Source organism: Puia sp. P3 (assembly GCF_050632245.1).
Classification (GTDB): domain Bacteria; phylum Bacteroidota; class Bacteroidia; order Chitinophagales; family Chitinophagaceae; genus Puia.
This window is the reverse complement of the sequence record NZ_CP192583.1, coordinates 1789424-1801987: the sequence shown is the minus strand read 5'-3', so window position 1 is coordinate 1801987 and position 12564 is coordinate 1789424. Positions and strand designations below refer to the sequence as shown.

The 12564-nt window shown below is 44.4% G+C and carries 15 protein-coding genes, 1 tRNA gene and 1 pseudogene; 8 read left to right on the top strand and 9 right to left on the bottom strand.

The genetic code is table 11. From position 1 onward, the window contains the following. Positions 1 to 32: 32 nt before the first annotated feature. Positions 33 to 662, bottom strand: a pseudogene (locus ACQ86N_RS10880) (sigma-54-dependent transcriptional regulator); the annotation flags it as partial. Next, the gene (locus tag ACQ86N_RS10875; RefSeq protein WP_431215173.1) at positions 646 to 780 is read right to left on the bottom strand and encodes a hypothetical protein; all 135 of its coding nucleotides are present in this window, start codon (positions 778 to 780) and stop codon (positions 646 to 648) included. The pseudogene ACQ86N_RS10880 and the gene ACQ86N_RS10875, both read right to left, overlap by 17 nt. 155 nt (positions 781 to 935) lie before the next feature. Here ACQ86N_RS10875 and ACQ86N_RS10870 point away from each other — a divergent pair. After that, positions 936 to 1022 (top strand) — tRNA-Ser (locus ACQ86N_RS10870). A gap of 14 nt (positions 1023 to 1036) precedes the next feature. Here the strand turns inward: ACQ86N_RS10870 and ACQ86N_RS10865 are convergent. The 3 genes from ACQ86N_RS10865 to ACQ86N_RS10855 are packed head-to-tail and all read right to left on the bottom strand — an operon-like array spanning position 1037 to position 2736. Next, complete coding sequence (locus tag ACQ86N_RS10865) at positions 1037 to 1930, bottom strand: recombinase family protein (RefSeq protein ID WP_431215172.1); 894 nt, start codon at positions 1928 to 1930, stop codon at positions 1037 to 1039. Next, entirely contained in the window at positions 1927 to 2535 is a 609-nt protein-coding gene (locus ACQ86N_RS10860) for a recombinase family protein (RefSeq protein ID WP_431215171.1), read from the bottom strand. Before ACQ86N_RS10860 ends, ACQ86N_RS10865 begins: the two co-directional genes overlap by 4 nt. Before the next feature lie 9 nt (positions 2536 to 2544). Continuing rightward, positions 2545 to 2736: a hypothetical protein gene (locus ACQ86N_RS10855; protein ID WP_431215170.1), complete on the bottom strand. Its 192-nt coding sequence runs from the start codon at positions 2734 to 2736 to the stop codon at positions 2545 to 2547. Positions 2737 to 2988: 252 nt separating this feature from the next. Here ACQ86N_RS10855 and ACQ86N_RS10850 point away from each other — a divergent pair, with 252 nt between their 5' ends. Further along, the gene (locus tag ACQ86N_RS10850; RefSeq protein ID WP_431215169.1) at positions 2989 to 3426 is read left to right on the top strand and encodes a hypothetical protein; all 438 of its coding nucleotides are present in this window, start codon (positions 2989 to 2991) and stop codon (positions 3424 to 3426) included. A 13-nt stretch (positions 3427 to 3439) separates the two neighbouring features. Next, a complete protein-coding gene (locus ACQ86N_RS10845) occupies positions 3440 to 3712 on the top strand; it encodes a hypothetical protein (protein ID WP_431215168.1) in 273 nt (90 codons plus the stop codon). On the opposite strand, the gene ACQ86N_RS10840 is transcribed toward ACQ86N_RS10845, so the two are convergent. Beyond that, positions 3706 to 3864 carry a hypothetical protein gene (locus ACQ86N_RS10840; protein ID WP_431215167.1) on the bottom strand — a complete coding sequence of 53 codons (159 nt, stop codon included), beginning with the start codon at positions 3862 to 3864 and terminating at the stop codon, positions 3706 to 3708. The genes ACQ86N_RS10845 and ACQ86N_RS10840 overlap by 7 nt on opposite strands. A 528-nt stretch (positions 3865 to 4392) precedes the next feature. Beyond that, on the bottom strand, positions 4393 to 4860 hold the full coding sequence (locus tag ACQ86N_RS10835; RefSeq protein WP_431215166.1) for a hypothetical protein: 468 nt from the start codon (positions 4858 to 4860) through the stop codon (positions 4393 to 4395). A 129-nt stretch (positions 4861 to 4989) separates the two neighbouring features. On the opposite strand from ACQ86N_RS10835, the gene ACQ86N_RS10830 reads away from it, so the two are divergent. From ACQ86N_RS10830 to ACQ86N_RS10810, 5 genes are all read left to right on the top strand, one after another. After that, on the top strand, positions 4990 to 5388 hold the full coding sequence (locus tag ACQ86N_RS10830) for an XRE family transcriptional regulator (RefSeq protein WP_431215165.1): 399 nt from the start codon (positions 4990 to 4992) through the stop codon (positions 5386 to 5388). Positions 5389 to 5875: 487 nt separating this feature from the next. Continuing rightward, positions 5876 to 6430, top strand: a complete 555-nt coding sequence (locus ACQ86N_RS10825) for an AAA family ATPase (RefSeq protein ID WP_431215164.1) — start codon at positions 5876 to 5878, stop codon at positions 6428 to 6430. Between the two features lie 12 nt (positions 6431 to 6442). Next, positions 6443 to 6904, top strand: coding sequence for a hypothetical protein (locus ACQ86N_RS10820; RefSeq protein WP_431215163.1), 462 nt, complete (start codon positions 6443 to 6445; stop codon positions 6902 to 6904). A 193-nt stretch (positions 6905 to 7097) separates the two neighbouring features. Then, entirely contained in the window at positions 7098 to 7820 is a 723-nt protein-coding gene (locus tag ACQ86N_RS10815; protein ID WP_431215162.1) for a S8 family serine peptidase, read from the top strand. Continuing rightward, positions 7762 to 8799, top strand: coding sequence for a S8 family serine peptidase (locus tag ACQ86N_RS10810; RefSeq protein ID WP_431215161.1), 1038 nt, complete (start codon positions 7762 to 7764; stop codon positions 8797 to 8799). Before ACQ86N_RS10815 ends, ACQ86N_RS10810 begins: the two co-directional genes overlap by 59 nt. Before the next feature lie 191 nt (positions 8800 to 8990). Here the strand turns inward: ACQ86N_RS10810 and ACQ86N_RS10805 are convergent, their stop codons facing one another. After that, complete coding sequence (locus ACQ86N_RS10805) at positions 8991 to 11570, bottom strand: ATP-binding protein (RefSeq protein WP_431215160.1); 2580 nt, start codon at positions 11568 to 11570, stop codon at positions 8991 to 8993. Positions 11571 to 11786: 216 nt separating this feature from the next. Continuing rightward, on the bottom strand, positions 11787 to 12335 hold the full coding sequence (locus ACQ86N_RS10800) for a hypothetical protein (RefSeq protein ID WP_431215159.1): 549 nt from the start codon (positions 12333 to 12335) through the stop codon (positions 11787 to 11789). Positions 12336 to 12564 lie beyond the last annotated feature (229 nt).

The window sequence follows — 12564 nt, the reverse complement described above, 5'->3', positions numbered from 1 at the left end:
AGCACGCGCAGCAGCTTGGCCTGGAGGTCGATATGCATTTCTCCTATTTCGTCGAGGAACAGCGTCCCGAGGTTGGCCTCTTCGATCAGGCCCTTCTTGTCTTTTGTCGCGCTGGTAAAGGAGCCGGCCTTGTGCCCGAACAGCTCGCTTTCGAGCAGTTCCTTGCCAAAAGCGCTGCAGTTGAGGGCGATAAAGGGTTTCGACGTCCGTTTGCTCCCGTTGTGAATGGCCTGGGCGAAGACCTCTTTGCCGGTCCCCGTCTCCCCCAGCAGCAGGACCGTAGCGTCGGTAGGCGCCACCTTTCGGGCCAGCGCAATCGCTTCGGCTATCAGGGAGGAGTGACCGAGGATGGTCTCGAAAGTATAACGTTTACCCACTTGCTGTTCCAGCTGCGCAACCCTTTTCTGCAGCTGTACCTTCTCCATGGCCCGCGCCAGCAGAGGGATGATCTTGTCGTTGTCGTCACCCTTGGTGATATAGTCAAAGGCGCCGTTCTTCATCGCCGTGACCCCGTCGGCAATATTGCCATAAGCGGTCAAAAGGATCGTCTCTACCGACCCGTATTTATTCCTCAGATCTCTTACAAACTCTATCCCATTCCCATCCGGCAGCTTTACGTCACAGAGTACCACGTCTATATCTTCCTTATCCAGCAGCCTCACCCCGGCCTTTACCGTCTCGGCTTCCAGCACCGTATATCCTTCCAGTGCGGATGATCCGGGCCAGCAGGGTACGCAATTTCTCCTCGTCGTCGATGATCAGGACAATCCCAGTTGACATTTTCCTATCGAATTAGACGCCAAAACTATTGGTTTTCCACCAATCTCTCCAAAATCCCTCCTCCCGCCTTCCCGGACCCACCCTCCTCGTCCTCAAAATTCCCTCCATTTCTCCCAAAAAACCATATCTTTGCCACCCTTCGACACGAACCCTCCGGAGAGGTGGCAGAGCGGTCGATTGTGGCGGTCTCGAAAACCGTTGTGCGGGCAACCGTACCGGGGGTTCGAATCCCTCCCTCTCCGCCTTACGGCACAAGTCAAAATTTCCTTTGCTTGTGCCGTTTTTTATTTTCCTGCAATTCTTTCTCTATCAGATAGATTTGGCGGACCGCTTCGTTTAGTCGCGTGGTTCGATAACATTCACCGTTAAAAGTGAGGTTTTCGGGAAATATTGAACCCACGATTTCGCGCTTCTCTCTAACCGTCCCATTCTCATAGAGTTGATCCAATAGGATCAGATTGCTCAGCCCCTTTTTGGTGATGCCTTCGATTGTTTTTGTATCGTGTGGAAGCTGCGTTACCTGGCGTTCCAGTGCGTTGATCTCCCTTTCGCAATCCGTTTTCATTAATTTGAAGTCCGCCGGGTCTACTTCTTCAAACAGCATTTTCCTCCGAGCCTTATTGAGCTTGTCGTTTAGCACGTCGATTTGCTTCAAGACCTTGTTGCGCTCCTGCCGGGACATATAGGTCGCATCCTTAAATTCTTCCATAATCAGTTCCCCGTAGACATTGACCATTGCCCGGCGAGGGACGTACTTTCTAAGTTCCCGGACAAATTCCGTATTCGCAGCCTGGGTCTTAAACCGGATGCCGCATTGGGGAATACAATGATAATAGGAGTAATAGTTGTTCCGTCCTTTCGAGCGGCTGCCGGTTAAAATCCTCCCGCATCTCGGGCAGATTAAGAACCCGCGCAAAGGAAATTCGTCAAGGGTTTGCACCTTCGGGCGGTAAATCCTGCCCCGGCCATCCAGCACGTCCTGCACCTGCTGAAATAGTTCTTCCGATACTAACGGCTCATGTTGTCCGGGGACTAGCCGGGCGTCTTCGTCCTTGAACTTGGCGACAAAGATTTTTCCGCAATAAACCGGGTTGCGGATCGCCAGCCAGAAATTGTGCTTGCTGCATTTTAGCCCCCTTTCCAGCGTCATTTTCCAGACCTGCTCGGTATTGAATTGCCCCTGGCAAGTTCATTAAATGCCCATCGAAGGTGAACGGCTTCGGCCTCGTTAAGGGCTATATATTTGTCTCCGTTTTCCTTCGACTTGTTGCTATATCCTATCGGAGCGGGACCCATCCAGCGGCCTTCCTTTCTTGCCCGACGCATCCCGTTGAATACATTTAAGGCCCGCCGGTCGTTCTCTACTTCAGGGGCAGCGAGGTAAAATGCCAGCATCAATTTGTTTTCCGGGACGGACATATCCAACGGTTGCTCGATGGCCTGGGGTTCCACCCCAATCTTTTTCAGGAGATTGATCATGTGATAAGCATCCCCGGCGTTCCGGCTGAAACGGTCCCATTTGGTGAATAGGACAAAGTCAATTTGTCCTTTGCGCCGCCTGAGTTCAAGCAACAATTTTTTCCATTCCGGGCGCTCGAAGGTCTTGGCAGAATGATCTTCATAAATGACGTGGCGTATCGTCATTTGGTTATGCTCGCAGTATTTTCGGAGCCGTTCTTCCTGGTCACGTTGCGAATATCCTCTGTCAGCTTGCTCGTCCGTCGATACGCGAATGTATAAGTCTACAGTCAGCATAAGAAATATTTAAATTGTGGTTGTTGTATTGTCGCCCTCTGTTGTGTTAAGTGGTTCTTCTTCTTCCCGGAGATATTGGGCTACTGCGACCTTAGCCAATGTACGTAAAAATTCCACTACTATTGCCGCTTCTTCTATCGTTACAAATACGCCGTCTTCCGCTAGTATCTTCGCCGCCCTTTCTGCTGTCATCTTGCTCATCGTACACCTCCTGTCTGTCTTATTGCCTCACAGAATATTTTTCTATAATAATATCTTTGTTCCTCTAAGTTACGACAAACGCTATGCTAATTTCAGTATTACCATAACTTTTTTGTAGATTGTGACAGATTTAGCATTACTTAACTCCGTTTATCTTTATTTATGCTTATTTGGTGCCCGATGTGCTGTTTTGACCGGTTTTGTGGCACGTTTCTTTAACAAGTATATCTATATGAACCAAAATAGATCAAAATGGATAAGGCATATAAGGTTGGCCGTAAGGTCTATTTCAATGACAGGCTTAAACAAGTCTTCTTTCATGGCAAATTGACCTATCCCCTCTATGTCCAAATGACATTCGACCGGAAGCCGATCTATTTTAAAAGCTACTACTTCGAGCTTTTTTCCAAGCCCCGGTACGTGATCTTCATGGACGGTAAAATGTACGGGCCGAAATTGGAGGATATTGTAAAAAAGGAGGAAGAACTGATTGACTACATTGTGGACAAAAACCAGTCGGATTTCTCCTTGGATCTGTTCAAGCAGGAATATGCCTTTTACAGCAAAGACTTGTGCGATGTGATGGAAGAAGGATTTATTGAATACCTGTTTGTTTTCTTCCAGGACGAAGGAATGCCCGCGCTAGCGTACTACCGTACAGCAAGGCAGCAAATTCCGAATCCTGTATGATGTTGTCCGGGATATGAAAAGGGCGTTAAATCCGGTCTTATACAAAAAGCTGGTCGAAAACTCCTTTTACTTCGCTCCTCCGTATCTACCTCTTTATGGGTTTATGCAGCAAACAAAGAAATGGCCGATGTTAAGCCTGACGGTCATGGAATGGGAAAGCCCGAAAACCAAGGAAGGTTTTCGGGCTTATGTACAGAAATACTATCCGGACGTAGAGACGGCGGAAGTCATGGCAGACGTGGAGAAATGGCTTGTGCGGCTGAAAAGGGAGGCCAAGGATCAATAGCCTTTTTTATACCGGTTCTTGATATGACCGCCTATATGGGTAACCTCCCTCACGTCTATCAGGTGCACCGCCTCGATCAACTTGGTGAGAAAACAGTAAATGGAAAGGGTATCCATGTCGATACACGCCTCGGACAGGCTTGTCTTAACCAAGGCATATTCCGCAATAGTTCGCAAATCCGTTTTCCAATCCGCCAACTCCTGGAATTTGAAAAACCGTTTGAAAACGATGTACGGGTTTTTATATTCTTTCAGGGACACCATGCGCGGGAAATAGTCCCAATCGGTGAGATCACCCCCTAACCAGCCACGGAAAAGGTTTGGGTCAAAAACGCTGTTGACTTCTATAGAAAGGGGGCTTTTCTTTTTCTCCTTATTCAGGAGATAAGCGGCATTAATAATGGATTCCAATTGCCCGAAGCTATACAGTAGGTCGCCGGGATTTCTTTTGTCATAGATTCGGTCGGAGGCTGGCCGCACTCAGGGCATCTTTGACGGTTCTTTTATGGGAAACCACGTCGGCAGCGGAAAAGAACTCGCCAAATATTTGGTAAGGATCGGTTATTTTTTCCTTATACCAAATGGAGGTATCGAGATAGTCATGTTCATGTTTCATATAATAATACTTTTAGGTTGCGGTATCTTCTGCTGGAAGGGTGAAATGAATGCCTGGAAACGCGGTTATGATCCGACCCCGGAATCGGTTAGGACAGTAATATGGGTGGTGGGCAATTGATCCCGGTCAAAGCCGACGGTCTTATGAACGTCCACGGTGCGCCGAAAAATCAGGGAACCGGCAACTGGAGTGCCGGGTTCGGTGGATATGTCCCGTAGATAGGACAGGATTTCCAGTACGGAGATGGTAAATTTGCTCGCATCCGGGTGGCGGGGGATTTTGAAATAATGCCGTTGCAGAATATGGGCCAGAGCGGAAACGTTGAGGTAATAGGTCTTTCGCAAAAGGCGCTTCCTGTTCTTCATGGGCACCTGCATGACGGCGCCGTTTACAAGTTCATTCAACCAGTCCTGGGTATCACTGAGCAGGAAGATCAGTTTGATCCAGGCTTCTTCGTTGAATGGCGGGTTATTTTGTATTGGGCTTGCTTGTTGTTCGGTTGGCTCCATGATCGTAGCGAATTGTAGGAGCAAGTAACGACACAATTAAAGTATAACCAATTCGTTAAATTACTATCTCTGAATGACTAGGAGGATATTTTACCCGTATATTATCCGAAATTCTGACTATCTTACCTTGGAATAATAAACTAAATTTGCATCATGACAAATGCGGATATGCCGAAAGTACACGAAGGCCGGAATATTAAACGTTTTAGGGAAATGTTGGGTATCAAGCAAGAGGCCCTAGCCTACGGTCTGGGTGAAGACTGGACTCAAAAGAAGGTTTCCCTATTGGAACAGAAGGAGACCATCGAGCCTAACATATTGGAGCAAGTAGCTAAAATCTTGAAAGTAGCGCCCGAAGCTATCCGAAGTTTTAGTGAGGAAGCGGCGAACCATTTCTTTAATACCTTTTATGACCATAGTGGATTCAATTACCAATGCACGTTTAACCCATTGGATAAGGTAGTTGAATTGTATGAAAGGCTACTTACTAGCGAAAGGGAAAAAAACGAATTATTAAAAAAGGAAGCCATAAAGGGGACCGATAAATTTTAAAAGCCCTGATTTCAAAATCCGTTTCTAGATGCCACTTAACAAATAAACATGAACCAGGATTTATTATTGAGATTGTTTCGATCCATTGAAGGAGATAAAAACGACGATGTCGTAAAAGTAGCAAGCTTGATAGTTGAGGATGAAAAAAGAAAGGACATTTAAAACTAGCACAAAAATTAAATTCCATCCTTGATCGTAACATTCAGGCAAATCAACAATTCAAAGGCGAGCTACGGCGTTTATTACCTACCGGCGTAACTATTCCGACGGATAAGCGACACAATTTTCCATTAGCTACTTCAATAGATAGAGACGAGTTACGTCATGAAATGGTTTTGCCGCCGGAGACCGAAGAAAAGATTAACAGAATTGAAAAAGAATATGCTGCCAGAGAGCGATTGTCTCATTTTGGCCTAAAGCACAAGCAAAAGATTCTGTTATATGGTGGCCCCGGATGTGGCAAGAGTATGAGTGCCGAAAGAATTGCGTGGAATTTGGGCCTTCCTTTTTGAAAGTAAAATTTGACGTTATCATTTCTTCCTATCTGGGGGAAACTGCTGCCAATTTAGCGAAACTATTCGATGGGATTAAGAATTACGCTTGTGTGTTGTTGTTCGATGAATTTGATATAATTGGAAAAACTAGGGGCAGCTCACAAGACGTTGGAGAAATGCACCGTATTGTGAATATGCTTTTAACTCTCCTTGAGGAATATAACTCTCAAGGTCTTTTTATAGCTACAACGAACTTAGATAATATTCTTGACAAAGCCTTGTTTAGGAGATTTGATGATATTGTAGAAATCCCTAAGCCCAGTAAGGAAGAAATAAAAAGGCTTCTAAAACTGACATTGTCCGCTATTGAGACTTCAAGAGATATTAATTGGGAATCCCTAGTTAATAAAATGGTAGGGTTCAGTGCAGCCTTGGTTGTGAAAATTGCGAATGATGCGGCAAAGTTCGCAGTGATTGGCAACGAAAAGGTATTACATCAAGGCCATTTTGAAAGATCATTGTCGGAAAACGCCCTATACCTAAAATGATAAACGATTAGCATGGCCGATTTTCCTCACTTAAAATTACCCGTAAAAGTAGAAGGCATTGCGAAGCCAACCGGTGGTCGAGGAGGTGGTGGCGGCGATCAGGGACCTACTATTAGTAATAGAGCCAATAGAGGGCAACATGGTCAATATCTATCAGGCGCCTCCCAAGTCGTAGTTTCCAATCACGACAATGAAATTCAACAGAAAAAGGCTAATGGTATTGCAATAGCAAACGAAAATGACATTTCAGTCTTTTTACAGATAGACGCAAACACTTTTAAGCCTGATTCGCTAGTAAATTGGGGAATTGAGATCATATCAGAAGAAGAATCAGGATTTATAATTGGCGCGTCCGTGGACAATCTTGAAAAATTTCAGGAAAATATTGATGAATTTATAAATGAGCAAGGCACTTACAAAAATACGGCAGCGAAAAAATATGGAGCCTCGCAACTGATAGCAACTGGAGGCTAAGTTTGCTGAAAGGAGAACTTGCGAGATCTTGGGGAGAGATCGACGACAATACAGCTTATTCAGTCGAGTTGGGGGTATCATGTTCAGTAGTTAATAAAAAAAGTTTACCCCCTCTAAAAACGATTTTGACTCCGAGGAAAAGTTTAACGAGAAAGTAGTAGAGTACCAACAGTATGAACGCGAATTGTGGGAGTTGCGGGATGAACGGCAGAGAGCCAGAGAGGGTGAAATTGAAACATATATAAACTTCTATCAAGGTGAACTTACAGATATTTGGGATAACGGGGTAGATGCCATTTTTTTTAAAGTATCAATAAATGGAAGGGGGCTTAAAGATGTGGTGCTAACATATCAATATCTCTTTCAAGCTCAATTTAGCCCAACTTATATCGCAGAAAATGATCTTAGCAATTTGGGTGTGTTAGACGGAGTGACAATAGTCGCTCCGTTGGAAGCGTCCGCAAAGGTTTGTGTTATAGATAGCGGTATTCAAGAAAATCACCGGTTCATTTCACCCGCAATTGATTCCATTAACTCAAGGTCTTATGTCGAAGGAGATGCCTCTACTGCAGATCATGTTAGAAGAAGTGGTCACGGAACAAAAGTTGCGGGAGCGATTCTTTACCCAAATGCAATACCGTCTGAGGGCACGTATCAATTGCATAGCTTTATTCAGAATGCCCGAATTTTAGACAATAGAAATAAAATTAGCGATAGGCGATTATCTCCTTCTCTAATGAATCAGATTGTATCTGAGTATTTGCCAACGAGGATTTATAATTTATCGGTTGCGGAAGACTGTTCTTATGTTGGAATTCACATGTCCCCATTGGCTGCATCTCTAGACAAGCTAATTCATGAAAAACGATATTATTTTTATCATTTCAGCGGGCAATCTATATCTGCAAAATGCTGACCTTTCTAACTTAGGCATCAATGATCATTTATCGGCAGGCAATGACTACCCGAATTACCTCAATCAGGAAGGCAGCAGGATTGCCTGTCCTGCGATTAGCTCGTTTGCTATAACAGTAGGATCAGTCGGCAAAGAAGATTTTGAAAACGAGGACTATGTTTCCGTCGGTGGAAAAGATGGAATAGCTCCGTTTTCTCGAACAGGGCTAGGAATGTGGGGCTCAATAAAGCCGGACGTTGTAGAATATGGAGGCGACTTAGTCAGGAATAAAACGGCCATTGAGATTAAGCCAATAGATCAAACCTCCATTCATGTAGTCAATTCGACCCTTCATGGAGCCTCGGCTACAGGAAAGGACTATGGGACTTCCTTTAGCGCACCAAAGGTGAGTTATATTGCATCTCGATTGCAAGCGGAACACCCAACCGAACCCGCCCAAATGTACCGAGCCTTAATTATTCAAAGTGCCAGGCTTCCTGAGCAATGCATTGACAACCCGACAATGGACCATATTAGATATTATGGTTATGGTATCCCAAATATTGACCGAGCCCTAAATAACCATCCTAAAAGGATTACGTTTATTCAGAATGGCCATCTGAGCGCAAAAAAGGCTGATATATATAGTATTAATATACCGCCAGAGCTTAGAGGTGAGGCGGGAAATTTTAGTTTGCTGGTTGAAGTTACATTGGCATTTACGGCAAAAACTCGACAAACAAGGAAGGGTGCCCATTCATATTTAAGCTCTTGGCTGGAGTGGCATTCCTCTAAGTACAATGAGCGGTTTCAAAGTTTTAGGAATCGGACAATTGAATATTTGGAACAAGAGGGAGAATTTGATCAGGGTGGTGAGGATGGCGGAGCAATTAGGTGGGTTTTACGAGAAAACCCGGCCTGGGCAGATAACGGTATAAATAGGAACAGTTCCACTTGTCCAGAAAAGTTGGACAACTATAAGGCCTCATCAGTTCTCTGAAAATTTCAATATAGCCGTCATTGGACATGCTGGCTGGGATAAAAATCTTGAAAATGAAATTCCATACGCCTTGTGTATCTCATTTGAGATTTTAGGTGTTGAAACACCTATTTATCAGTTGATGGCGGAGGCGCAAATTGAAGCAATTGAGCAAGAAATCGAATCGCTTTAACTGAGACCTATATCATCCTTCAAATCTCCTCCTCAAATCTTAACCCCAATTGCTTTGCAGCCTCCTTTGACGATTTATACTGCTGTTTGCTTTCGTCAATGGGGCTGCCAGTATTTGATTTAATTTTAAAGCTTACTTCTATTTCTATTTTGTTACCACTCATTGCAAATGGGGTAATGAAGTAGTTGAACAGTTCAGTGTATCGCTCCAGAGGTACGTTGCCGGATACGGTAATTGATTTAAATCTTTTGGCAGGACCTGCTTCTTCGGAGCCATTATTACCGGACATAACAGGCGGTTCATTTACCTGTGAGAGCGGTGTAGTAGCTTCCCCTGTATCACCAGTTGCGGGTTGTCCGGGCTGCTGAGGTTGCGGTTTAAGGTTTTTGTCAACTAACCAATAGGTAATGTCGTTTACGTCAAAAAACGGAACCGGCTCCTGGAAAAAGAATCTCGTGTAGGTATTACCGTCGCCTGTGGCTATGCAATACTCCCCGTTGGTGCAGTATTTCTGAATGCTTTTTGAAACAGCTTCAGGGCCTGTAACCATTGGTTTATCGTCAAAACGAAGGAAGGCCTCGAAAACATCTTTTGCTTTAATAGCTTCCTCCGGTGTGGGCAGAAGGTTATTATTTCTCAATGTGCTTAGTCCAACCGACTCCAGCAGCCATTCGTCCTCTTTAAGAGCATTTATGACATTGCTGTTAATCTGGTTGTCGAGGCTGTCTTTGAATTGCTTTATGACCAGTGTTTCTACGCCACCCTTTACGGAGTATTTTGCTACCAACGAGTAAGCTGAGACCAATGACGTATCAGATTGCTTACCTGCCTCTTCAATCCGTCTCTTAATATCAGCTTTTTGTTCATTGTTTAATTGAGAGCTGTACTCTGAACTGATCTTGTTGCAGGCCAGGTAGTTCCTAATGTCATCTTGCAGCTTCCCTACGCCCACTTCTGAACAAAGCAGAAACAGCATTGTGTTACGATAAATTCGCTCGCTGTTGCCTTTTTTAGTCGCAAGTTTTTCAATCAGGGGCTTTGTATTTCCATTAACTTCGATAGGACTAGCCAGGTATTTCGGGCTGAGTATAACCAGTGTCGGCCTCATTTGTTCCGGTATATCTTCAGACGGATTTACCAATGTATTGAACAACTGGACGCCGCGGGATTTCTCAGTCACCCTTCTTAGTATTTCGGCAGTAATGTCGGGATTTTTAATGTCACCCTTTGCCTGGTTTATCAGGATGTTTACGTTAGGAATGGTATCAAACCAATACCGCTTAATACCTGTGCTACTATAATACAGGTAGTGGGCATTGCCTTCCATTCTGTCAATTGCTCCGTTAATGTCGTTATGGTTAAAGCCATCAGGCTTTACCATGCACAACTTTATCTCATCAATGCCAACACCTTTGTTTTGTCCTTTGCTGCCAAATGTGCCTAATAGTACGGTCGCTGCTATGCCTTGTGTAAGGTTGTATTTACCTAATGCCTTCACATCGTTGTCTATTCTGAACGCATTGGATGACGTACCTGAAACGTCCGCAGCGATTACTGAATCCCAACTTGCTCCGTTCAAAATAGTGATCTGACTGGTCAGTGCCTCTATATTGGATAACACTACATCAGAAGTATGGATTAGATATTGGCTTCCGGTAAGGGATGTTTGCCTTTTCCAGAGGTCGGACACAATAGCCGCCAGTATTCTCAATACGCCTCTTGTTCTTTGAAAGAAAGGGTTGCTTGCCCAACGCAGGCGGAACATATCAACTAACTCCGGGTGGAACGGGTAAGATTTCATTAGTTTCTCCCTGTAGTCAGTCTTTAAAGCATAAGACGGAATCTCTGACATCAACGACTGATAGAGGTGGGCATAAGACGAAATGACCTTTTCTATTTCATCGTCGCTTCCCAAATCCTCAAAAAGCCTTCTTCTTACCACTTCAAATATTTCATCGTCCTCCACCGGCTTCATATTTGCTCCAACCCTGGTTATGCGGTTTTCTAAAGCAGTAAGTATTTGCGAAGAAATGGGGGAGGCTGCCAATTCCTGGGCGCTGGCCGGTAGTGTGGCTATCAGCACACAATTATCCGTGCCTGTTACCGCCTCTGTAAGCTCCTGTATGAAGCTAACCGTTTGATCGCTCAGATTGCTTGCTTCTACTTTTACTGCCGATGCGCTCACGCAATAGTCCGCCAACTCATCTATGAGTATCAGACAGGGTTTGCATTGCTCCAGTACCTTTTTAAATAAGCCCTTCGGTGAAATCTGCTTTTCATCGTTCGCCCTGATTAGTTCATAAGCCGCTGCTCCGCCCAACTGATATGCCAATTCCCCCCAAAGGGTGCGAATGGTAAAACCATGTACTTTTCTGCCTTGTACCGGATCATTGGTGGTGTTGGTGAAGACGGCTATATGCGCTGTATCAAATTTGGGCTCCCCGGTTGCGGCCAGTAGGTCTTTGGTATGTTCGCTTTTTATCGCCTTGTTACCCCATTTTGCCAAATGGAAAAGAGAAATCAGTGTGTGGGTTTTACCACCGCCAAAACCTGTCTGTAAGCTGATAACACGGTTATCTGCATCCTGACCGCCATTCAACCCTTGTACTACTCGTTTGGCAATGCTTTTTAAGCCTGCCGTAAAATAGGTTTTCTGAAAAAAATTTCAGGACTTGTGTAGATTTCCCTGCCTGTACCGGCTGCTACTTCTGCCAGGTTAGCAGCAAAGATGGATTCATCTAAGTGTCCGTCCTGAATATCTTTATGTGGCCCTACATTTTTAAACCAAGGTTGCATATTTCAGTTGTGTTAAAGTCTATTGTCCGAAAAGATTTGTTTGCTCCGTTACTGGTCTTTGCGCCGCTTTACTTTCTCTTATCAAACTGCTTTTATTTGTAAGCAGGCCCAGAGCTTGCTTTTGGTCTTCGCTACCAGCAGGAAGTACCTCGCACAATGACGTGAGCACCCGCCAGAAGCTATTTTCCGGCTGGGACGCTACCTTTTCAATATATTGTAGTAGTGCAGTTCGGTTGCTGCCTTTATATAAGGCCATAGCCCGGTGTACTTCGTCTATAAGTAAGTTATTGGCACGCTCTCCTAAGTTTTTATTTTTAGCCAAGCGTTCCTGGAAGCCTCCTAAAGTTTGTTTATTACCGTTTTGTATTAAGATATGCTCCTTAAATAGCTGACTTGTTTCGACAGACAGACCAACTTTCACTAACGTATTCAATTCTCCATGATCACTTTCGGCAAAACCATTTAGTTGTAACCATCCAATATAAAATTTTGTAAAGTCGTCGCCCTCAAAACCCTTAAGCAATGCATTAAAAGCACTCTCTTTGGCCATTTCTAATAGTTCAGCCACCGTTACCTCACTGCCATCTGCCTTTTTCTACCTTCTCATATTTACCAAACTCGCTAACAGCCTGACCAAAACAGGCTGTTAGTAGATCAGCACCACGGAATCCAAGAGCGTACAGGTTTTCCACCTCAGATTCTACCTTTTTTTCAATTGCCTTTTTGACTTCTTTGAAATTTCCAGCATTAATTCGCTGGGCAGGCTTTGCACATACTGTAACAGAACTTGAAAGAAA

Excerpts from the sequence above, each read along its gene's own strand:
- ACQ86N_RS10865 (WP_431215172.1), bottom strand. The coding sequence starts at position 1,930 with ATGACGCTGGAAAGGGGGCTAAAATGCAGCAAGCACAATTTCTGGCTG.
- ACQ86N_RS10860 (WP_431215171.1), bottom strand. The coding sequence starts at position 2,535 with ATGCTGACTGTAGACTTATACATTCGCGTATCGACGGACGAGCAAGCT.
- ACQ86N_RS10855 (WP_431215170.1), bottom strand. The coding sequence starts at position 2,736 with ATGAGCAAGATGACAGCAGAAAGGGCGGCGAAGATACTAGCGGAAGAC.
- ACQ86N_RS10845 (WP_431215168.1), top strand. The coding sequence starts at position 3,440 with ATGAAAAGGGCGTTAAATCCGGTCTTATACAAAAAGCTGGTCGAAAAC.
- ACQ86N_RS10810 (WP_431215161.1), top strand. The coding sequence starts at position 7,762 with ATGAAAAACGATATTATTTTTATCATTTCAGCGGGCAATCTATATCTG.
- ACQ86N_RS10820 (WP_431215163.1), top strand. The coding sequence starts at position 6,443 with ATGGCCGATTTTCCTCACTTAAAATTACCCGTAAAAGTAGAAGGCATT.
- ACQ86N_RS10830 (WP_431215165.1), top strand. The coding sequence starts at position 4,990 with ATGACAAATGCGGATATGCCGAAAGTACACGAAGGCCGGAATATTAAA.
- ACQ86N_RS10875 (WP_431215173.1), bottom strand. The coding sequence starts at position 780 with ATGTCAACTGGGATTGTCCTGATCATCGACGACGAGGAGAAATTGCGT.
- ACQ86N_RS10850 (WP_431215169.1), top strand. The coding sequence starts at position 2,989 with ATGGATAAGGCATATAAGGTTGGCCGTAAGGTCTATTTCAATGACAGG.